This is a genomic window from Cryobacterium sp. LW097, assembly GCF_002205495.2.
Classification (GTDB): Bacteria; Actinomycetota; Actinomycetes; order Actinomycetales; family Microbacteriaceae; genus Cryobacterium; species Cryobacterium zongtaii.
Window position 1 is genome coordinate 1,583,736 of record NZ_CP021992.1, and the last position, 19,356, is coordinate 1,603,091.

At 69.6% G+C, this 19,356-nt stretch carries 20 protein-coding genes; 14 read left to right on the plus strand and 6 right to left on the minus strand.

Annotated features, from left to right (window positions below; translation table 11 throughout):
* Nucleotides 1–12: 12 nt before the first annotated feature.
* The 6 genes from B7495_RS07255 to B7495_RS07280 form a co-directional block, all read right to left on the minus strand.
* Nucleotides 13–1,782 carry an ABC transporter ATP-binding protein gene (locus tag B7495_RS07255; protein ID WP_088455983.1) on the minus strand — a complete coding sequence of 590 codons (1,770 nt, stop codon included), beginning with the start codon at nt 1,780–1,782 and terminating at the stop codon, nt 13–15.
* A gap of 207 nt (nt 1,783–1,989) precedes the next feature.
* Nucleotides 1,990–4,284 (minus strand): acyltransferase family protein, encoded by a 2,295-nt coding sequence (locus B7495_RS19475; protein WP_255416800.1) that lies wholly within the window; start codon nt 4,282–4,284, stop codon nt 1,990–1,992.
* 51 nt (nt 4,285–4,335) lie between these two features.
* Entirely contained in the window at nt 4,336–4,746 is a 411-nt protein-coding gene (locus B7495_RS07265; RefSeq protein WP_088455984.1) for a flagellar assembly protein FliW, read from the minus strand.
* Nucleotides 4,743–5,618, minus strand: a complete 876-nt coding sequence (locus B7495_RS07270) for a flagellin (RefSeq protein ID WP_240632440.1) — start codon at nt 5,616–5,618, stop codon at nt 4,743–4,745. Before B7495_RS07270 ends, B7495_RS07265 begins: the two co-directional genes overlap by 4 nt.
* A gap of 15 nt (nt 5,619–5,633) precedes the next feature.
* Nucleotides 5,634–7,085, minus strand: coding sequence for a flagellar hook-associated protein FlgK (flgK, locus tag B7495_RS07275; protein WP_088455986.1), 1,452 nt, complete (start codon nt 7,083–7,085; stop codon nt 5,634–5,636).
* A 33-nt stretch (nt 7,086–7,118) separates the two neighbouring features.
* Complete coding sequence (locus B7495_RS07280; protein ID WP_088457965.1) at nt 7,119–7,604, minus strand: flagellar protein FlgN; 486 nt, start codon at nt 7,602–7,604, stop codon at nt 7,119–7,121.
* Between the two features lie 399 nt (nt 7,605–8,003).
* Here B7495_RS07280 and B7495_RS07285 point away from each other — a divergent pair, with 399 nt between their 5' ends.
* From B7495_RS07285 to B7495_RS07350, 14 genes are all read left to right on the plus strand, one after another.
* Nucleotides 8,004–8,939 carry a sigma-70 family RNA polymerase sigma factor gene (locus tag B7495_RS07285; RefSeq protein ID WP_088455987.1) on the plus strand — a complete coding sequence of 312 codons (936 nt, stop codon included), beginning with the start codon at nt 8,004–8,006 and terminating at the stop codon, nt 8,937–8,939.
* An 84-nt stretch (nt 8,940–9,023) separates the two neighbouring features.
* Nucleotides 9,024–9,866, plus strand: coding sequence for a flagellin (locus B7495_RS07290; RefSeq protein ID WP_088455988.1), 843 nt, complete (start codon nt 9,024–9,026; stop codon nt 9,864–9,866).
* A gap of 149 nt (nt 9,867–10,015) precedes the next feature.
* Complete coding sequence (gene fliD / locus B7495_RS07295) at nt 10,016–11,344, plus strand: flagellar filament capping protein FliD (protein WP_088455989.1); 1,329 nt, start codon at nt 10,016–10,018, stop codon at nt 11,342–11,344.
* Nucleotides 11,345–11,379: 35 nt separating this feature from the next.
* The gene (gene fliS / locus B7495_RS07300; protein ID WP_088457966.1) at nt 11,380–11,838 is read left to right on the plus strand and encodes a flagellar export chaperone FliS; all 459 of its coding nucleotides are present in this window, start codon (nt 11,380–11,382) and stop codon (nt 11,836–11,838) included.
* Nucleotides 11,825–12,217, plus strand: coding sequence for a hypothetical protein (locus B7495_RS07305; protein ID WP_088455990.1), 393 nt, complete (start codon nt 11,825–11,827; stop codon nt 12,215–12,217). Before fliS ends, B7495_RS07305 begins: the two co-directional genes overlap by 14 nt.
* Before the next feature lie 152 nt (nt 12,218–12,369).
* Nucleotides 12,370–12,711, plus strand: coding sequence for a flagellar basal body protein (locus B7495_RS07310; RefSeq protein ID WP_088457967.1), 342 nt, complete (start codon nt 12,370–12,372; stop codon nt 12,709–12,711).
* A complete protein-coding gene (locus tag B7495_RS07315) occupies nt 12,711–13,103 on the plus strand; it encodes a flagellar basal body rod protein FlgC (RefSeq protein WP_088455991.1) in 393 nt (130 codons plus the stop codon). Before B7495_RS07310 ends, B7495_RS07315 begins: the two co-directional genes overlap by 1 nt.
* Entirely contained in the window at nt 13,103–13,414 is a 312-nt protein-coding gene (gene fliE / locus B7495_RS07320; protein ID WP_088455992.1) for a flagellar hook-basal body complex protein FliE, read from the plus strand. The genes B7495_RS07315 and fliE overlap by 1 nt, the downstream gene beginning before the upstream one ends.
* On the plus strand, nt 13,414–15,030 hold the full coding sequence (fliF, locus tag B7495_RS07325; RefSeq protein ID WP_088455993.1) for a flagellar basal-body MS-ring/collar protein FliF: 1,617 nt from the start codon (nt 13,414–13,416) through the stop codon (nt 15,028–15,030). The genes fliE and fliF overlap by 1 nt, the downstream gene beginning before the upstream one ends.
* A complete protein-coding gene (gene fliG, locus B7495_RS07330) occupies nt 15,027–16,046 on the plus strand; it encodes a flagellar motor switch protein FliG (protein WP_370028236.1) in 1,020 nt (339 codons plus the stop codon). The genes fliF and fliG overlap by 4 nt, the downstream gene beginning before the upstream one ends.
* The gene (locus B7495_RS07335) at nt 16,039–16,716 is read left to right on the plus strand and encodes a FliH/SctL family protein (RefSeq protein WP_121678481.1); all 678 of its coding nucleotides are present in this window, start codon (nt 16,039–16,041) and stop codon (nt 16,714–16,716) included. Before fliG ends, B7495_RS07335 begins: the two co-directional genes overlap by 8 nt.
* A complete protein-coding gene (locus tag B7495_RS07340) occupies nt 16,713–18,071 on the plus strand; it encodes a FliI/YscN family ATPase (RefSeq protein ID WP_088455996.1) in 1,359 nt (452 codons plus the stop codon). The genes B7495_RS07335 and B7495_RS07340 overlap by 4 nt, the downstream gene beginning before the upstream one ends.
* Nucleotides 18,068–18,547: a hypothetical protein gene (locus B7495_RS07345; protein WP_088455997.1), complete on the plus strand. Its 480-nt coding sequence runs from the start codon at nt 18,068–18,070 to the stop codon at nt 18,545–18,547. Before B7495_RS07340 ends, B7495_RS07345 begins: the two co-directional genes overlap by 4 nt.
* On the plus strand, nt 18,544–19,257 hold the full coding sequence (locus tag B7495_RS07350; RefSeq protein ID WP_088455998.1) for a C40 family peptidase: 714 nt from the start codon (nt 18,544–18,546) through the stop codon (nt 19,255–19,257). Before B7495_RS07345 ends, B7495_RS07350 begins: the two co-directional genes overlap by 4 nt.
* Nucleotides 19,258–19,356 lie beyond the last annotated feature (99 nt).

Consider the following 19,356-nt stretch of genomic DNA (forward strand, 5'->3'; position numbering starts at 1 on the left):
GGCTGGGTTCTGTCAGGAGTTCTGGTGCAGGACGATGGCCGAGTACCGGCCGCCGAGCGCCATCAGTTCGTCGTGGCTGCCGAGTTCGACGATGCGGCCGGCCTCGATGTAGACGATCCGGTCGGCCTCACGGATGGTGGACAGCCGGTGCGCCGCGATGATCGTCGTGCGATCGCGGAAAAGTGTGCTGAGGGCATCCTTGACCTTCTCCTCGGACACGGAGTCGAGGGCGCTGGTGGGTTCGTCGAGCACGAGGATGCGCGGGTCACGTACCAGGGCCCTGGCGATAGCGAGGCGCTGGCGCTGGCCGCCGGAGAGCCGGGCGCCCCGGTCGCCGACCACGGAGTCCAGGCCGGCGCCCTGGCCGGCGAGGATGTCCAGCGCGTTGGCGCCGGCCAGGGCGGCCAGCACGGCTTCGTCGCTGACGCCGGTCAGTCCGTAGGCGACGTTGTCGCGGATGGTGCCCTCGAACAGCACCGATTCCTGCGGCACGACGGAGACGAAGAACCGGGCGCTGCGCAGGTCGAGGGTGGCGGCGTCGACGCCGTCCAGCAGCAGCCGCCCGGTGCTGGGCCGCACGAAGCCGAGGACCAGGTTGAGCAGGGTCGACTTGCCCGACCCGGACGGGCCGACCAGCGCGATGGTCTCGCCGGCCCGGATCGACAGGGAGATGTCCCGCAGGGCGGGCCGGTCATCCTCGTAGCTGAAGCCCACGCCCTCAAGGTCGATCCGGCCGGCAACCGCGGTCACGAGCTGCTTGCCCTCGTTCACCTCCACGTCGGGCTCCTCCATCACCTCGGCGATCGACCGAATGGAGTCGATGCCGCGGGTGAAGATCGGCGTCACATTGAGCAGGGCCACGATGCCGCCGGTGAGCACCGTGAAGTAGGTGCTGAGCAGCACAACCTCGCCCGGGCTGATGGCGATGACCCGGGTGATCGATGCCGCGGATGCGCCGATCAGGCAGATCACGCCGAGCGCCTGGTACGACAACCAGGAGAGCGCCCCGAACCGGCCGTTGAGGGTGTCCAGTGCCTGCCCGGCCGCGCGCACGTTCTCGGCCTGGCCGGCGACACGACGGGTGGCGACGCGTTCGAGGCCGTGCCCGCGGGTGATGGGGATCAGCGCCGCCATCTCGCCCACACCGGCCGAGAATCGTTCCACCTCGTGCCGGAAGTTCTCGTTGCGGTCGGCGGCCCGCGATCGGATGTAGCCGATGAGCAGCACGGCCAGGGGCACGGTGACGGCGAAGACTCCGACGAAGGCGGGCACGGTGAGGGCGGTCAGCACCACCGCGCCGGTAAGGGTGAACAGGGCGGAGAGGAAGGTGGGCAGGGCCTGCTGCATCATCATCTCGATGCTCTCGACATCCCGCACCACCTTGGTGTGCACGATCGAGGCGCTCTGCCGGTTGTGGAAGCCGATCGACAGCCGTTGGAGGCGCTCGGCCAGGGCGTTGCGCACATCCACGGCCATCGACCGGATCGCCCGGCTGGACAGCCGCACGAAGATCATGTGGAACGGGTAATTCAGGCTCAGCAGTGCCAGGGCGCAGGCCGCCCAGAACCACAGCTGCGGCAGGGGACCGCGGTCCACGACGATGTCGATGACCGCCGCGGTGATCGGCGGCAGCAGCCAGGCCGGGCTGTCCTTGATGAGAAATGCCACGGTGGCCAGGGAGAGTCGGCCGCGGTGGGGGATCAACAGGCGCAGCAGCGAGCGGACCGGGGAGGAGGCGACGAAGGACCGTTCGATCGATCGCAGTGCGGAATTGTCACCCATGGAAGACCTTTTGGAGCTCATCCGCGGCGCTTGATGGCGCGGCGGCAACCTCGACACTGGTCGAGGGGCTGGAGGTGCGTCCTCAGCCGGGAGCTGTCGGAGCCCACGGCTGTCGCGGGGTGAGGTCGCCGGCACCAACGTTGGTGCCAGGACCGACTATACCGGCGTTGAGAGCGCGGCCACACGACCGGATTGCGGCACGCCGGGTCAGATGACGCCCAGGGCGGTGAGGGCGTCGCGGATGGACGGGGCCACGTGTACCGCGTACGCGGGGGTCAGGTGCACGGTGTCGTACTTGGTCGGGAGGGTTCCGGCGAAAGCGGGGCAGATGCCCGCCGAGCAGCTGAAAGGCAGCGAACTGACAAAGTGGTCACCGGTCGCAGACGGGGCCGACAGTGCTGCGGCGAACTGCTGCCAGACCGATCCGACCCCGACGTTGCAGTCCTGGGGACTGGATACCGCCGAGTAGCACCGGCCGAGCTCTGCCCCGAGCGGTGGGGGCGCGAGGTGGACGATCTTCCCGGCGGCGTTGTAGCCGGCCGTTTCTGCGAGGGTCGATGCGACCAGGCTCTCGACCGACAGCGGTGACCGGTTGGCGTCTTGCCCCTCGGCGAAGGCGTTGGCCACCACCACCAGCTGCGGGGCGTCCGCGACGATCCGTTCGCTGATGTCGAGTTTGCGTTGCGGGCAGGCGTCCATCACCCCGGCACCCTCGTTGGCGACCAGCACCTCGGTGAACCGGCAGCCGTAGAGCCCGATGGTGGTGATCTTCCACTGTCCGTCGCTGGCTTCGGCGATGGCCTTGAACGCGGGGGCGTAGGAGAGTGCTTCGGAGTCGCCGACGAGGTACATGTGGTTGGGGGCGCTGTCGGCACCCCAGGTGCAGCGGCCGAAGTCGGGGGTGTCGCCGATGTCGAAGCAGTCGCGTGCGGGGTTGTCGTTCGAGGTCCGTGCCATGGCGTCGTCGAGGGAGGGGGACAGGTTGCCCGGCCAGGCGGTCGCGGCCACGGCGGCGGCCAGCTCGGCCTGCAACGCCACGTCGGGGTTCACGGCGGAGTCGGCGCCTGCGACCGAGGGCGCCTCGGTCGTCGCCCGCCCGCCGGCGGGCTGGAATGACACAGCGACGACGATCACGATGACGAGGACGCCCATCGACGACAGGATGAACTGGCTGCCGAAGGCCTCTCGCCAGCTGTGCCAGGCGTCGCGGCGCTCACCGGCCGGGCGGCGGCTGCGAAGCCAGGGGGAGTGGTGGAACGGCTGTTCAACAAGGTAGTACGACGTAACCGAGACGGCGAGGATCGTGCCGAGGATGATCAGGGTCGTCTGCATACTCTGGGCGGGAAGCAGCATGCTGAGAAAGACGAAGATCGGGAAGTGCCAGAGGTACAGCGAGTAGGAGATGTTGCCGAGGTACACGCTGACCGGGTTGGTGAGCGGGAGCAGGGTGCGCTGCGGGCCGCCGATACCGGCTGCGAGCACGAGCGCCGTCGCCAGCACGGGGAGGGCGGCACCCGGGCCGGGGAAGGCGATGTCCCCCGTGACCACGATGAACGATGCCACGATGCCGGCCAGGCCGGCCCAGCCGAGTACGACTCGCCAGGCGACGGGCATCCGTGCGGCGAGCGGTGCGGCGACGGCCAGGATCGCGCCGATGCCGAGCTCCCAAGCCCTGGAGAACGTCGAGAAGTACGCGACTGTCGGATTCGTTGCGCTGTCCCAGACGGCGTAGGCGAAGGATGCCGCGACGACGACGGCCGCGAGGATGCCGACGGCGCGCCGGCCGCGACCTGGCGTGCGGGATCCCCGGGCAAATACGAGCAGCATCAAAACCATCAGCCACGGCCAGACGAGGTAGAACTGTTCCTCCACCGAGAGCGACCAGTAGTGCTGCACCGCCGAGGCCGGTGCGAGGGCACTGAAGTAGTCGGTGCCGAGGGCGGTGAACCGCCAGTTGGCGACGAAGAGGAACGACGCGCCGGCGTCCCACAGGGTGGACATGGCCCGGGTCTGGTTGAACAGGACGGAGCCGATCGCGCCGGTGGCGACGAGCACCACGGCCGCGGACGGGAGGAGGCGGCGGAGCCGACTGCCGTAGAAGGACCGGAGCGAGATACGCCCGGTGCGCTCGTGTTCGCGCAGCAGGATGCCCGTGATGAGAAAACCCGAGATGACGAAGAAGATGTCGACGCCGACAAAACCGCCGGCGGGCCAGTGGAGCACGTGGTCGAAGATGACGGCGATGACCGCGAGGGCGCGGAGCCCCTGGATGTCCCGCCGGCGGGTGGACGGCGGCGCGGCCGGGTGCCTGGCCGGCGGCCGGGCCGGTGGCCTCGGGCGGGGTTGCGGGGCCTCGGCCGGCGCTGTCGTACGGATCGTGACGGTGCGGGTGGCATTGGGGCGGGAGGCGCCCGGGCGGGACGGCGTCTGTCGGGACGGCGTTCGTTGGGACGGCGGGGTCGCTGATGCGTCGGGCGGTGTTGCCCCGATCCCAGTGTGCACGCGTCCCCCAGCTATTGAAACGTTGCCGAGCCTATCCCGACGGCGCTCGTTCTAGACGGCAGGGTCCTGCAGGTCCTGCGGCGCGGCGCGTGGGGTGAGTTCGGCGCGGAGCGGCCAATCCTGGCCGTCCAGGATGATCTGGGCGCACCGGCCGGTGTCGGCGTTCACCACGATGGGAGCCATCAGGTTCACGGTCGTGCCGGTCTCGCCCGGGTTGGTCACCACCAGGACCATCGCCTGCTCTGGTGCGGCGAGGTCGAGGGCCCTGGCGTGCTCGTCGGAGATCACGGGCGCGTAGTCCGGCAGGTACACCGACGCGTCGAGCACGAACAGCCGGGTGTGCTCGTCGATGGCTGACTGCAGGGCGAACAGTCCGGCGGCGCCGGTGATCTCGCGCAGCTGGAAGTCGGTCAGCGGGGCCAGTCCGGGCGGCGGGGAGAGGAAGCTCAGGGTGGCGGTCATGAAAGGAAGTCCATCAGGGTCGGTTGAATCACGCGGGCGGTGACGGCGAGGGCGGACTGGTAGGCGACCTCCTGCAGCTTGAGGTCGAGGATCACCGTCGCCAGGTCGGCATCCTCGAGCTGTACCCGCTGTGCCTCGAGGGTGCCCTTCTGGGTGGCCAGTGCGGCGGTGGCGCTTTCGATGCGGGTCTGCCGGGCGCCGACGTCGGAGTTGGCGGCGATAACCCTGTTCAGGGCGGTGTCGATGGCGCCCAGATGGCTCGACACCGTCGCCGGCGAGTTGCGCAAGGCATCCGAGACCGTCGCGAGCAGGGCGAAGATCGAGTCGGGGCCACTGCCGAAGACGGCGGCGCCGTCGGCATCCACCCGCACCGTGCTATCGGCGCCTACGCGCCGGTCGACCCCGGGGGTGGATCCGCCGCTGTGCACGCCAGCGTCGGTGAACGCCACGCCGGTGTCGGAATTGCCGGCGAAGACGGTGCGGCCGAGGTGCGTCGCGTTGGCCTGGCTGAGCAGGTCCTGTTTGAGGCCGTCGATCTGCAGGGCGATGGCTTCCCTGGCAGCCGGCGACATGGTGCCGGCGTTCGCGCCCTGAACGGTGAGGTCGCGCACCCGGTTCAGGATGGTGGTGCTCGCGCCGAGCGCGGTGTCCAGCGCGGTCAGCCAGCCGTTGCCGTTGTCGGCGTTGCGGGTGTACTGGGCGGTGGCACGCTGCTCGGCACGCACCGCGAGGGCGTTGGCGGCGCGGGCGGGGTCGTCGGAGGCCCGGCTGATGGTCTTCAGCGAAGAGGACTGCTCCTGCAGCTGGGCCAGGCGCTGGGCGCTGGCCTGCAGATTGGCCTGGGCAGCGCGCATCTGGGTCTGGCTGGTCACGCGGGGGATCATCGGCTACCTTCCCACCAGTCCGGTGCGGTTGATCAGGGTGTCGAGCATCTCGTCCACGGCCGTCATCACCCGGGCGGCGCCCTGGTAGGCGTGTTGGAAGGTCAGCAGGTTGACGTTCTCCTCGTCGATGTCGACCGAGGAGTTGGACAGCTGCAGGGTGACCGCGGCTGTGGCCGACAGGTTCGCCGACGATGCCTGGGCGAGTTCGATGCCGGTGGCGACGCCGAGCCTGGTGACGAATTCGGACCAGACCGAGTTGGGGGAGGAGACCGGGAGCCCATCCTTGTCCACCGCGTGCGTGGTACCGAGCTGGGCGATCTTGTCGGCGTTGGCGCCGTTGGCTGCCCCGGCACCGACGGCGCCAGCGGCGATCTCGTCGGCATTCGTGGGTACCACTCTCAGCGATGCGGCGGCATTGCCGTTGACGTACTCGAAGAACTTCCCGCCGGGCTCTCCGGTGCTGGTGACCCCGTCCAGGTGGATACCGTTGACGGTGTCGGCCAGATGCACTGCGAATCCGTTGTACGAAGCCGCGGCCTGGGCAAGCGCGCCGCCGGTACCGGCCGAATCCGCGGGTCCCAGCAGAGAGAGTGCGCCAGCAAGTTCGCCGCCATCGATCCCGACGGTTTCGGGGCGGTGGGTCCAGACCACGCGCACCGCGTTGGTGGCATCGGATGCAGTGGGCATGGTCGTGGGACCGACGACCGCCAGGGTCTGCACGTCGGTACCGGATACCAGGGGGTTTCCGCCGATCAGGACGTCTACGGTGCCGTTGGCCTGGGGGCGCACGCTGGCCCCGGTGATGGCGGAGATCGTGGCGGTGAGCGCGTCACGCTTGTCGATGAGTTCGTTGGCCGACCCGCCGGAGGCGAGGGTCTGGCGGATGATGCCGTTGAGCTCGCCCACCTGCGCCGCGGCCCCGTTGACCTCGGTGACCAGCGCATCGGCGCTGCCGCGTACAACGGCCCATTCGTCGGTCACGGCGCGGTATCCGGCGGTGATCTGGCTGGTGAGCTGGCCGGCCTCGCCGAGCAGCAGCCCGGCGGATGCGGCGGGGTCGGCCCCGTTGGCCAGATCCTGCCAGGCCGCCCAGAATTCCTGCAGCTGGTGGGAAAGCCCGTTGACGCCGGGTTCCTTGAGCGAGTTCTCGACCGAGCCGAGGGCATTGGCGCGCACGGCGGTGTAGCCGGCGGTCGCGGCGGTCGCCCGAACCTTGGCATCCAGGGTGGCACTGCCCAGGCGCGCGATGCCGTCGACGGATACTCCTGTGCCGGGGGTCGCGCCCCAGGCGACGAGGCCGGCCCGCGCTGCGGCGTTGGTGGCGGAGGTCGTCACCCGCTGGCGGGTGTAGCCCTCGGTGTTGACGTTGGCGATGTTCTGCCCCACCACGTCGAGCCCGGCGCGTGCCGCGACGAGTCCGGAGTATGCGGTGTTCAACCCGCCGAATGTGCTCATGGGGTCCTCAGTGGTGGAGTCATCGCGGAAGTCTCACAGGCTCTGGTCGAAGAGTCGGGCACCGGCGCTCTGAGCCCCGGAGGCACCGCGGGAATCGTAGGTGGTGGCCTGCGCGTCGACGCCGGCCAGGGATTCCTGGGTGTAACGCGCGGCCGAACGCAGGAACTGCTCGTTCACGTCCCGCAGGCTGCGGATCTGCGCGATCAGCTCGGTCATGGCCGTCAAATGCGCGGTGAGGATGTCGCCCCACGGGCCGGCGGGCGCCTGCTGGACCAGTTCGCTCAGCGTGGCGTCCGGTGAGGTGCCCCACTCCTGGGCGACCGCGGCCACCTCGACCGATCGGCCCAGGCCGGCCTCGCGCACCAGCTCGAGTACCTGCTCCACCTCGCGGGTGGCGTGCTGAATCCAGCGCGTGCGGCCGGCGCTGAGCAACAGCTGTTCCTCGTCGAGCTTGAAAACGAGCAGTTCGAGCAGTTCACGTTCGCGCCACAGCAGGGCGGACAGTTCATTGGCGCCCATGTCGTCACTGCCCTCCCGCTGTTGAAAACCCGATGGTCCATCGTACGAGCCCATGCTCGTTCGGGGGTACTATCGGCCGGTTCTCCCGGTTGGTTAGCGGCATTCTGGTCACACCGCGCACGCGGGACCCGATTTCCGGTGGCCGAGTCCTCTAAAGAGAGGACACCGTAAGCCCCGTTCTGGGGGCACGCCTACGCCAGAATCAACAAGCGCGGTTGTTACCGTAATAGCTAGGCGAAAACACACCGAAACGGGACCCGAACCCCTGTTCCGGCGGGCTGTTTGCGCTCTTGATACGACGTCACCCCCCACGCGTGCTTACCCGGCAGTGAAGCGCAGAACCAGTCTTGCGCTCACCGTCAGCGAGAACAACGCCGGCACCAACCAGGAGGGCAACCGTTGAACCGTTCGGAACGTAACCGGCTTGTCGTCGACAACCTGCCCCTCGTCGGCTATCTCGTCTCCGAAGTCTGGGCCAAGGCTCGCCACCTCTCCCGCGACGACCTGGCCTCGGCCGGCTCTCTGGCCCTGATCACCTCCGCGGACGCGTTCGACCCGGACCTGGGCGTGCCGTTCGGCGCCTTCGCCCGCCGCCGCATCATCGGCGCCTTCGCCGACGAGATGCGCTCCAACGACTGGGCCACCCGGATGGCCCGCCGCCGCATCAAGGACACCCGCCAGGTGCAGGAGACCCTCGCCTCCGCGCTCGGCCGCAGCGCCACCGTCGACGAGATCGCCTCCGCGCTCGGCGTGGACCGCGAGACCGCTCTGGCCGGCCTGGCCGACTCCGAGCGCACGCTGAGCACCCTCGACGACAGCACCGCCGAGTTTCTCGTCGCCGACACCGTGCTCCCCGAGGAGTCCCTGCTGTCTGCCGAGCGACTCGCCTACCTGCGAGCGGGCGTGTCTGCGCTGCCCGAGCGGATGCGGCTGATCATCGAGCAGGTCTACTTCGAGGACCGCTCGGTCAAGGAGATCGCAGCTAGCCTCGGCATCACCCACTCCGCCGTGTCCCAGCAACGCTCGGAGGCCATCCGGTTGTTGCGTGACGGCCTGGGCACCCACTACGCGGACGACGCGGAGGCCGACTTCGTACCGGAGTCCACCGTGGCGCCGGCTCGCCGCAGCGCCTACCTATCGCGGATGGCCGACCAGGCGATGCTCGGCATGGCCCACCTGGCGCACGACAGGATGCCGGCCGCAGTTCCCGTCCTCTCCGCGGCCCCCGCCGCTCCCATGGCTTACACGGTCGACGGGTTGGCCGGCGTCACCGATATCGCCCACGCGGAGGCGGTCACGCTCGACAGCCGCGAACTTTTCTCCAGCAACGGCTAACGCGCCGCGGGGTGGGGCCGATAGGTCTCAGTGTCAGCCCATGGATGGGCCGGCGCACACCACCCAATCACGGAGGAACACATCATGGGTATGCAGATCAACACCAACCTCGCGGCGAACAACACCTACCGCAACCTGGCTTCGACCCAGACCGACATGGCCAAGTCGCTCGAACGCCTCTCCAGCGGCCTCCGCATCAACCGCGCAGGCGATGACGCGGCCGGTCTGGCCATCTCCGAGGGACTGAAGTCGCAGGTCGGTGGCCTCACGGTCGCCAGCCGCAACGCCCAGGACGCCGTCTCGGTCATCCAGACCGCTGAAGGTTCTTTGAGCGAGGTGCAGACCATTCTGCAGCGCGTTCGTGACCTCGCCGTTCAGGCCGGTAACGGCTCGAACAACGCCAAGTCCCGCGACGCCATCGCCACCGAGGTCACGGCGCTGGGCCTGGAGCTGACCCGCATCAGCGAGTCGACCAACTTCAACGGCACCAAGCTGCTCAACACGGCGGCTGCGACCACCGACCTGACGTTCCAGATCGGCGCCGGTGGCACCGCCGCAGCCGACCAGATCGACGTCAAGCTCACCGACGTTTCCGCCATCGGAACCGCCGTCTCCGGACTCGCGACAGCCGGCTTCGCCGACTCCGCAGCGGCACTCGCGACGATCAACACGATCGACGGCCACATCACCGCTGTGTCCACCTCGCGCGCCTCGCTCGGTGCCGACCAGAACCGGTTCGAGAGCGTCATCCGCAACCTCGCCGTCTCCAAGGAGAACCTGACCGCTGCCGGTTCGCGTATCCGCGACACCGACATGGCCGAGGAAATGGTCAAGTACACCCGCTCCAGCATCCTGTCGCAGGCCGGCACCGCCATGCTCGCGCAGGCGAACCAGTCCAACCAGGGCGTTCTTTCGCTGCTGCGCTAAATCACGGACTGACCGACCGACCGGCCCAAAAGCCGCAGAGTCGACTGACCGGGAATCGGCCGGTGGCACGCACGATCTGACCTGGACCTCAGACCGAGCGGGCCGCCGGCCACTCGCACACCCGCAGACAACGGAACGGACACGGCGCCATGGGACTCTCCATCGATGGCCTGATCAGCGGCCAGGACACCACGACCCTGATCAACAACCTCATCGCTGTCGAAGCGATCCCGCAGACCCTGCTGAAGGGCAAGGTCACGGCCGCCCAGAACTACACCACCGCCGTGCAGGGTCTGAACACCCAGGTCGCCGCCCTCGCCGATGCCGCGACCAAAGCCGCAAAGCCCGCCAGCTACGACCTCTACACCGCCACCAGCAGTTCCAGCCAGGTCACCGCGACCACGAGCACCGGCGCCGCCGCCGGCGTGCTCGACATCACCGTCGGCCGGCTCGCGCAGAACCAGGTCACCGTCACCGGGCCGCTCACCGCCTGGCCCGACGCCACCCTCACCCTCACCGACGCGGCCGGAAAAGCCACCGTGCTCACCCCGGCCTCCACATCGCTCGACGACGTCGTGACCGCCGTCAACGCGGCCGGGCTCGGCATCACCGCCACCAAGGTCGCCGTGGGCGCCGACGGCTTCCGCGTGCAGTTCAGCAGTGCCGCCCCCGGCGCCGCCGCGTCTTTCACTCTCACCGGCGGCACGGTCCCGACCACCCAGGTCAAGGCCGCCCAGGATGCCCAGGTCACGCTGTGGGCAGGCACCACGGCCGAACAGACGATCACCTCGGGCAGCAACACCTTCACCAACCTGCTGCCCGGCCTGGATGTGACCGTCCAAGCGGTCTCCACCACACCGGTCACGCTCACCGTGACACGGGACGACGCCGCCATCACCAAGATCGCCGGCGGCCTCGTCAGCGGCCTCAACGACATCTTCGCCGTCATCACCAACCGGTCGGCCGTGTCGACCACGACCGACTCCACAGGTAAGAGCGTCACCACCGCCGGGCTCTTCGCCGGCGACGGCACCATCCGCACGGTCAACCAGAACCTGCTCACCGCCGCGTCGATGCCCGTGGACGGGCGCTCCCCGTCGGAGATCGGCATCAGCATCACCAAGAGCGGCACCCTGGAATTCGACGCCGAGAAGTTCGCCGCTGCCCTGGCCAAGGACCCGGCCGGCGTGATGAAAACCGTGCAGGAGATCTCCGGCCGGGTCGCGTCGGCCGCGGCGACGGCATCGGACAAATACGACGGCACCCTCACCACCACCATCACCAGCCAGCAGTCCCAGGTGCGCACGATGGGCCTGGAGATCAGCGACTGGGACCTGAGGCTCACGGCCAAACGCACCTCGCTCGAACGGGTCTACACGGCCATGGAATCCAGGCTGGGTGAGCTGAAAACGCAGTCCTCCTGGCTCACCTCGCAGATCAATTCACTACCCGATACCTACACAGGGAGCTCCAGCTGATGACCACCGCACTGTTCCCACCCCACCAGCTTTCGATGCCACAGCAGTCAGCCCAGCCTTCGGCGGCCCAGCTGGCCGCCGCACAGGCCAAACGCGCCCAGCTCAACCGTGAGGCCGTGCTGTCGGCCACGCCGGTGCGCCTGCTCACCATGCTCTACGACAGGCTGATGCTCGACCTGGACCGCGCCGAGGCCGCCCAGGACGGCGAGAACTGGCCGATCGCCTCCGAGAACCTGCTGCACGCCCAGGCCATCGTCGACGAACTCACCACCTCGCTCAACGTCACCGCGTGGGACGGAGCCGACGGGCTGCTCGCCATCTACACCTACGTCTCGAACGCGCTGATCGGTGCGAACATCCACCGTGACGTTGCCCGCACCCGGGAGAGCATCGTTCTGCTCGAGCCGCTGCGTCAGGCCTGGCACGAAGCGGCCGCTGCGTTGCCGGCGACGCCGACCGCGGCGAGCGGAGAGGGCTACCGTGGAGTCGCCTGAGGTCCACTCCAGCAGCGCCCGGCCCCACAGCACCCGTTCGGGCCTCGCCGCGCCGGGGGAGCCGCGCACCAGCAACGCCGAATGGCTGCAGGTGCTCGACGAGCTGGAGACCAGCCTGGGCAGCGGTGCCCGGGACGCCGTGCTCTCCGCCCAGGGCGGCCAACTCGTGACCGGGGTGCAGTGGCGTGCCCCCGAACACATCGGCCAGCTCCCGCGCGAACTCGAGGAACGGGCGCGGGTGCTGCTCACCGGCCAGCTCGAACTGATCCGCGAGATCGAGGATGCACGCCGCTCCGCCGGCGCCCACCTGGCCGCCGTGCGCACCATCCTCTCCACCCACCTCTCCGACCAGCCGGTCTATCTGGATATCGCGGGCTGACCCGGCAGAATTTCTGACAGATTCCCTGACAAATATCCCGAAACGTCCTAACGAACGCTCGTCGACGGCCGATAGCTACGGATGAGCACGGATTGCTCATCACAGGCCACGGATCGGCCGTCCGGCACATTGACGACGAATCGGGCCCCTGCGTGATTGAATCCGTGACCACCGCGGCGCTGACCAGCGCCCTGGACGGACTGGCCCTGCGCCAGCGCACCATCGCGAACAACATCGCGAACGTGAACACCCCCGGCTACCAGGCCCAGCGGGTCTCGTTCGAGGACGCCCTCGCCCAGTCGGTGCGGGACGGCGACGGCCACACCGCGGCCAGCACCGCACGCTCGCTGGAGCCGACCAGACTCGACGGCAACAACGTGAACCTCGACACCGAAACGGTCTCGAACATCGACACCGTGCTGCGCTACCAGTTCGCCGCCCAGGCCGTGGCGGGCGCCGACTCGAGCATGCGCGCAGCGCTCCGGACCAGCTGATGGGCCTCGACGCTCTCGGCATCGCCGGCACCGGTCTCACCCTGCACCGCAAGTGGCTCGACGCTGTCGCCGACAACATCGCCAACGCCAACACCGCGACCGCCACCTCCGGGGATGCCTTCCAGGCCCGGTACATCGTCGCCCAGGAGGGTGAGGGCGTCTCGGGTGCCTACGTGGCCGGCGCCGCGCTGGGCGACGCCGAGGGCCTGCTCGTCTACGAACCCGACAACCCCATCGCGGATGCCGACGGCTACGTGCGCCGCCCCGACATCGACATGGCCGAACAGATGGGCGAGCTGATCATGGCCCAGCGCGGCTACCAGGCCAACGCCGCGGTCATCGACCGGGCCAAGACCTCCTATGAAGCCGCCCTGCAGATCGGACGCAACTGATGACCATCCCCGCCATCGGTGCCGCGCCCGCCGTCAGCGCCACGTCGTACCTGCCCGCCAGCACGGCCACGGGCGCCACCGAATCCTCTGACACCGGCTTCGCCAGCGCCCTGACCGGCGCGGTGAACAACCTCCAGCAGCTGCAGTCCACCTCCAACAGCTACGCCATCCAGGCCGTCACGGGCGACCTGGACGACATCCACACCGCCACCATCGCGTCTTCACGCGCCGCGGTCACCCTTGAGCTCGTCGCCGCCGTGCGCAACAAGGGCGTCGAAGCGTTCAACGACATCATGAGAATGCAGGCCTGATGCCCGCTCAGATCACCTCGGTGTTCCGTCGCCTGGGCAACGCCGTCCGCGAATTCACCGTCGCCCAGCGCACCATGGCCATCATCGGGGTCGCCGTGCTCGCCCTGGGCACCGCCGCGCTCACGATGTGGGCCACCCAACCGGCGTACACCCCGCTGTACTCGGGACTGAGCGGTTCCGACGCCAACACCATCGTGGAGCAGCTGCGCACCGACGGTGTCGCCTACGAGCTGAGCGACGGGGGAGCGACCATCCTGGTGCCGGAGGCCGACGTCTACGACCAGCGGCTCAAATCCGCCGCCGCCGGCCTGCCGACGTCGAGCACCGGAGGCTACTCGCTGCTGGACACCATGGGGGTCACCGCCTCCGAGTTCCAGCAGTCGGTCACCTACAAGCGGGCCCTCGAGGGCGAACTCGCCGCGACCATCGAGGCCATGAAGGGTGTGCAGACCGCTTCGGTGCGGCTGGCGATCCCCGAGGCCACGGTGTTCACCGAGAAGACCAATGATCCCACCGCATCCGTCTTCGTGGGCACCCGGAACGGCGTCACCCTGAACGCCGAGCAGGTGCAGGCCATCGTGCACCTCACCAGCGCCTCCATCGACGGCATGAAGCCCACGGATGTCGCGGTCATCGACGCGGCCGGCGTCGTGCTCTCCGCCGTGGGCGTCGGGGCCACGGGGTCGGCCGGCCAGCAGGCCGGCGACTACGAGGAACGGGTGCGCGGTTCGGTGCAGGCCATGCTCGACAAGGTCGTGGGCCCCGGCAACGCCACCGTCGTGGTCGCCGCAAATATGAGCAACCAGAGCGCCCAGGTCGTGGAGGAGACCTTCGCGGTTCCCGAGAACGCCCCGGCGCTCAACGAGGCCGTGACGACAGAGTCCTACTCCGGTGCCGGGGATGCCGCGGCCGGTGTGCTCGGACCCGACAACATCGCCGTGCCGGCCGAGACCACGGCGGACGGCACCTTCACCAGCGAGGACACCACCCGTAACAACGCCATCAACAAGGTCACCGAAACGCGCACGGTGCCCGCAGGGGAGATCAACCGGCAGACGGTGTCGGTGGCGGTGAACGCCGCGGTCGCCGAAGACCTCAACGTGACCGACCTGACCAGCCTGGTGTCCTCCGCCGCCGGCATCGACGTAGCCAGGGGAGACGCCGTGACCGTGGAGGTCGTGAGCTTCAACGCCGCCGGCGCCGACGCCGCGGCTGCGGCGCTGGCCGAGGCCGCCGCGGCCGAAGAGGCCGCCCGCAATGCCGGCATCCTGCAGGTGGGGCTGATCGTGGCCGGCACCGTGGTCGCTTTTGTGCTCGGGCTGATCCTCTACGCCAGGCGCTCACGCCGGCAGAGCCGCAAGGCCATCGAGCTGAGTGACCTGGTGCAGGCGCGGTCTGCGCTGGATGCGCCGACGGTGCCGTTGTCGTTGCCGCCGCAGATGGCGCCACTGTTCATCGACTCCACGCCCACCGAGGTCTACCCGGTCGCCGGCGGCGGTGCCCTGCCCAGCGGCGGCGACCAGCGGGTGGCCGACATCGACGCCCTTGCCCTGCGTGACCCGCAGATGGCGGCCGAGATGCTGCGCGGTCTGATGGACGATCGGCAGCCCGCATGATGGACGCCAAGACCGGCCTGACCGGCACCCAGAAGGTGGCCGTGGTCCTGATGACCATGGACCAGCAACGCGCGTCAGAGGTGATGAAGCAGTTCTCCGAGGTCGAGGCGGCCGAGATCATCGCCGAAATCGTGCAGCTGCGCCGGGTCGACGCGTCGGTCATGGACAGCGCCGTAGCCGAGTTCCACGAACTCACCACCATCGGCGCCCGCAACCCGCGCGGCGGTCACGCCGTCGCGGTCGGACTGCTGGAGAAGTCTTTCGGCGCCGAGCGGGCGGCCGGCGTGATGAGCCGGGTGGCGACCTCCATGGCCGGCAAGGCATTCGAGTTCCTCGACACCGTCGACTCGATGCAGGTGCTCGCGCTTCTCGACGGCGAACTGCCGCAGACCATCGCCCTGGTGCTCGCCCACCTGCGTCCGGAACACGCCTCCGCGATCCTCTCCGGGCTGGACGGCCCGGTACGCACCGATGTCGCCCAGTGCATCGCCTCCACCGGACCGGCCACGCCGGAGGCCGTGCGGGTGGTCACCGACATCCTCAAGAAACGCATCGGAGCCGTCGCCGCGTCGCGGGACTCCGCCGAGGTCGTCGGCGGTGTGCAACCGCTGGTGGAGATCATCAACCGCGCCGACATCAACACCGAACGGGCCCTGCTCGAGGCGCTGGATGAACGCGACCCGGTGCTCGCCGAAGAGGTGCGCTCCCGCATGCTCACCTTCGCCGACATCATCAAGCTGGAGAACCGCGATGTGCAGCTGGTGCTGCGCGGCATCGACGCCGCCGTGCTGGCCGTGGCCATGAAGGGGTCCACCGAGCTGGTCGTCGACATCATCCAGCGCAACCTCTCCGAGCGGAACCGGGAGATCCTGAACGACGAGGTCATCGGCCTCGGACCGGTGCGGGTCTCGCAGGTGGAGGAGGCCCGCGCCACCATCGTGCGGTCCATCCGCGACCTGGCCGCTCAGGGCGCGATCACCGTGCAGCGCGCCGACGAGGATGACTTCGTTGTTTAGCGCGGCACGCACCGGCGCTGGGGTTCCGGATGCCGACTTCTCGGCGCTGGTCTTTCCCACCCTCGCCGACGCCGGGGGGAATATCGGACGCGATGACGACCGCGCCAGGGTCGAGCGCCAGTGGCAGGCCAGAGGCCACGCCGCCGGGTACGCCGAGGGACTGCGGGCGGCGGCGGCGGCCGTCGACGCGCGGGTGGCCACGCTCGAGGCCGAGCATGCCGAGCTGATGCAGGCCGCCGGCCGGCAGCGCGACCGCACGTTGGAGGTGCTCAACGCCGTGGTCCGCGCGCTCGAGACCCGTACCGTGCCGGTGCTCCACGACGTCGAAGACACCCTGCTCGGCGCCGCCATCGACCTGGCCGAGGCGATCATCGGCCACGCTCTCGCCGACGAGGCGACCGCGGTGCGCTCGGCGCTGGCTCGCACCCGGGCCGACGGGGCAGCGGGGTCTCTCGGTCACACTGTGCGGCTGAACCCGCACGACCTCGCTGCCCTCGACGGCTCCGCACTCGACGGCTCCGCGCTGGCCGGGTCTGGCGTCACCCTGGTGGCGGATGCGAGCCTGTCCCGCGGCGACGCCGTCAGCGAGTTTCCCGACGGCTACCTCGACGCCCGCATCGGCAGTGCCCTGCAGCGGGCAAGGGCGGCGTTGGCCGGAGGCGTGTCATGACCCTCACTAGGCCGGACAGCACCGACCGCCTGGCCAGAGCCCTGGCGGCGGCCCGCCCGGAGCGGGTGGGCGTGGTCGCGTCGATCGTGGGCCTGAGCGTGGACGTGCGCGGGCTGAACGGCGCCATCGGCGACCTCGTCGTGATCGGCGGACCCGGATCGCAGGCAGGCACCGGTGCCGGGGGCGTTGACGCCGAAGTCGTGGCCACCACCCCCGATGGCATGCGCTGCATGCCGTTGGCCAGGCTCACCGGCATCCGGGTCGGCGACCCCGTGCGTGCCGGTGGCGGCGGCACCGGCTTCCTCGTCCCGACCGGTTCCGGCCTGCTGGGCCGGGTGATCGACGGGCTCGGCCGTCCCATCGACGGCAAGGGACCACTCGTCGTGGAGCAGCGGGTGCCCCTTGATCACGCCAGCCCGTCCGCCATGGCGAGGTCGCGCATCCAGTCGCCCTTGCAGCTGGGGGTACGGGTGCTCGACACCCTCACCACCGTGGGCAAGGGCCAGCGGATGGGCCTGTTCGCCGGTTCCGGCGTGGGCAAGTCGTCGCTGCTGTCGATGATCGCCCGCGGCACCGATGCCGAAGTGTCGGTGATCGCCCTGGTGGGCGAGCGCGGGCGCGAGGTGCGCGAGTTTCTCGAGGACGACCTCGGCGCCGAGGGACTGGCCAGGTCGATCGTCGTCGTGTCGACCTCGGACGAGCCGGCCATGATGCGCCTGCGGGCCGCGTTCGTCGCCACCCGCATCGCCGAGTCGTTCCGCGACCGGGGTGCCGACGTGATGCTGATGATGGACTCGCTGACCCGGGTGGCGATGGCCCAGCGGGAGATCGGACTGTCGGTGGGCGAGCCGCCCGCCACTCGCGGCTACCCGCCGTCGACGTTCTCACTGCTCGCCCGCCTGCTCGAACGGGCCGGCACCGACCAGGCCGGCTCCATCACCGGCATCTACACTGTGCTCGTCGACGGCGACGACCACAACGAACCCATCGCCGACGCCGCCCGGTCCATCCTCGACGGCCACGTGGTGCTCGACCGCAAACTTGCCGTGCTCGGCCATTTTCCCTCTGTCGACGCCCTCGCCTCGATCTCCAGGGTGGCCTCACGGGTGACGACGCCTGAGCAGGCCGCCGTGGCCGGCACCCTGCGTGCGGTGCTCGCCGCCCGGCGCGCCGCACAGGACCTGCTCGACGTTGGCGCCTATCGCCGCGGCACCAACCCGTTGGTCGACGCCGCCGTGGAGCACGACGCCGCCATCACCGCGTTCCTGCAGCAGCGGATGGACGAGCACACCCCGGCCGCCGAGGCCTGGGACAGACTCGCCGCGCTGGCCCGGCTGCTGGGCGGTGCCCGATGACCCGCCAGTTCTCTCTCGCCGGCCTGCTGCGCCTGCGCCACCTGCAGCAGGACCAGGCCGCGGGCGACCTCGCCGTCGCCAATGCACGGCTACGGGCCGCCGCGACCCGCATCGACGAGACCCGTGCCGCGCTGGAGCACCTGCCGATCAGCGCCACCGGCGCCGACACCCTTTACGCGATCGCCGCCGCCCGGGCGTCATCCCGCAGCATGCTGGCTGAACTCGCGGCCCTCGACGCGGTCGCCCAGCAGGGCGTCGTCGACGCGCAACGCGAATTCGAGTCGAGGAAGTCCGCCGCCGTGAGCCTGGAGAAGCTCGAGGGGCGCCACGGCGACCTGGCCGCGGCCGAAGACCTGCACGCCGAACAGACCATCATCGACGAGATAGCGTCGACCGGCTGGCACCGACGGCTGGGCGACGAACGAGCCGGCACCGCTTCGTCGGGCACCGGGGCACCAACGGGGGAGAAGCGATGACGATGGTGGAAGCGCTCGGCCGGATGGGCGAGATTCAGGCCAGGCTGGTGCAGCTCAACGACCTTGTCGCCGGCGGTACCGGAGCGACGAGCGTCACGGCCGGCAGTGGGGCCGGGTCGTCAGTCTCCGCGACCAGCTTCGCCGATGCCCTCGCCGCGGCCACCGGCACGACAGCCCCGACCACCGGCGCAGCCGGCTCGGGAGCGACCGGTGCCGGCGTCGTCGCGGCGGCGGAGAAGTACCTGGGCGTGCCATACGTCTTCGGCGGCGAGGACAGCACCGGAATGGACTGCTCGGGTCTCGTGCAACGCGTCTACGCCGACCTCGGCATCGAGGTGCCCCGTCTGGTGTCCGGGCAGATGACCATCGGCACCGAGGTGGCGTCGCTGGCCGAGGCCAAGCCCGGTGACCTCATCGTCACCGGCGGCGGCGACCACATCCTGATCTACGCCGGCAACAACCAGGTGATCCACGCGCCATACGAGGGGCGCACGGTCAGCAAGGTGGATGCCTACATGGACGATTCCGAGATCACCACCATCCGCCGGGTGATCCCCGATCAGGCGGCCACCGCCAGCGTGGCATCGAGCTCCACCGACCTGCTCACGGCGGCATTCGCGTCGATGTTCAACGGCGCCGCGTCCAACGGCAGCGCGTCCACCGGCTCCTCGTCCGCTTCGGCACTGTCCCTGTCTGGATTGCTCTCGTGACCGCGCCCACGCAGTTCCCTCGTTCCCCGGGAGCGCCCGGGGTCGCCCCCGGTCGCGGGTCCCGCGGTTCCCAGCCGGATCCCGCCGTCGGCGCCGACG

What these genes read in the sequence shown, in the direction of transcription:
- B7495_RS07255 (WP_088455983.1), bottom strand. Translation starts at nt 1,782, where the DNA reads ATGGGTGACAATTCCGCACTGCGATCGATCGAACGGTCCTTCGTCGCC.
- B7495_RS07265 (WP_088455984.1), bottom strand. Translation starts at nt 4,746, where the DNA reads ATGACCGCCACCCTGAGCTTCCTCTCCCCGCCGCCCGGACTGGCCCCG.
- flgK (WP_088455986.1), bottom strand. Translation starts at nt 7,085, where the DNA reads ATGAGCACATTCGGCGGGTTGAACACCGCATACTCCGGACTCGTCGCG.
- B7495_RS07280 (WP_088457965.1), bottom strand. Translation starts at nt 7,604, where the DNA reads ATGGGCGCCAATGAACTGTCCGCCCTGCTGTGGCGCGAACGTGAACTG.
- B7495_RS07290 (WP_088455988.1), top strand. Translation starts at nt 9,024, where the DNA reads ATGGGTATGCAGATCAACACCAACCTCGCGGCGAACAACACCTACCGC.
- fliD (WP_088455989.1), top strand. Translation starts at nt 10,016, where the DNA reads ATGGGACTCTCCATCGATGGCCTGATCAGCGGCCAGGACACCACGACC.
- fliS (WP_088457966.1), top strand. Translation starts at nt 11,380, where the DNA reads ATGCCACAGCAGTCAGCCCAGCCTTCGGCGGCCCAGCTGGCCGCCGCA.
- B7495_RS07315 (WP_088455991.1), top strand. Translation starts at nt 12,711, where the DNA reads ATGGGCCTCGACGCTCTCGGCATCGCCGGCACCGGTCTCACCCTGCAC.
- fliE (WP_088455992.1), top strand. Translation starts at nt 13,103, where the DNA reads ATGACCATCCCCGCCATCGGTGCCGCGCCCGCCGTCAGCGCCACGTCG.
- fliF (WP_088455993.1), top strand. Translation starts at nt 13,414, where the DNA reads ATGCCCGCTCAGATCACCTCGGTGTTCCGTCGCCTGGGCAACGCCGTC.
- fliG (WP_370028236.1), top strand. Translation starts at nt 15,027, where the DNA reads ATGATGGACGCCAAGACCGGCCTGACCGGCACCCAGAAGGTGGCCGTG.
- B7495_RS07340 (WP_088455996.1), top strand. Translation starts at nt 16,713, where the DNA reads ATGACCCTCACTAGGCCGGACAGCACCGACCGCCTGGCCAGAGCCCTG.
- B7495_RS07345 (WP_088455997.1), top strand. Translation starts at nt 18,068, where the DNA reads ATGACCCGCCAGTTCTCTCTCGCCGGCCTGCTGCGCCTGCGCCACCTG.
- B7495_RS07350 (WP_088455998.1), top strand. Translation starts at nt 18,544, where the DNA reads ATGACGATGGTGGAAGCGCTCGGCCGGATGGGCGAGATTCAGGCCAGG.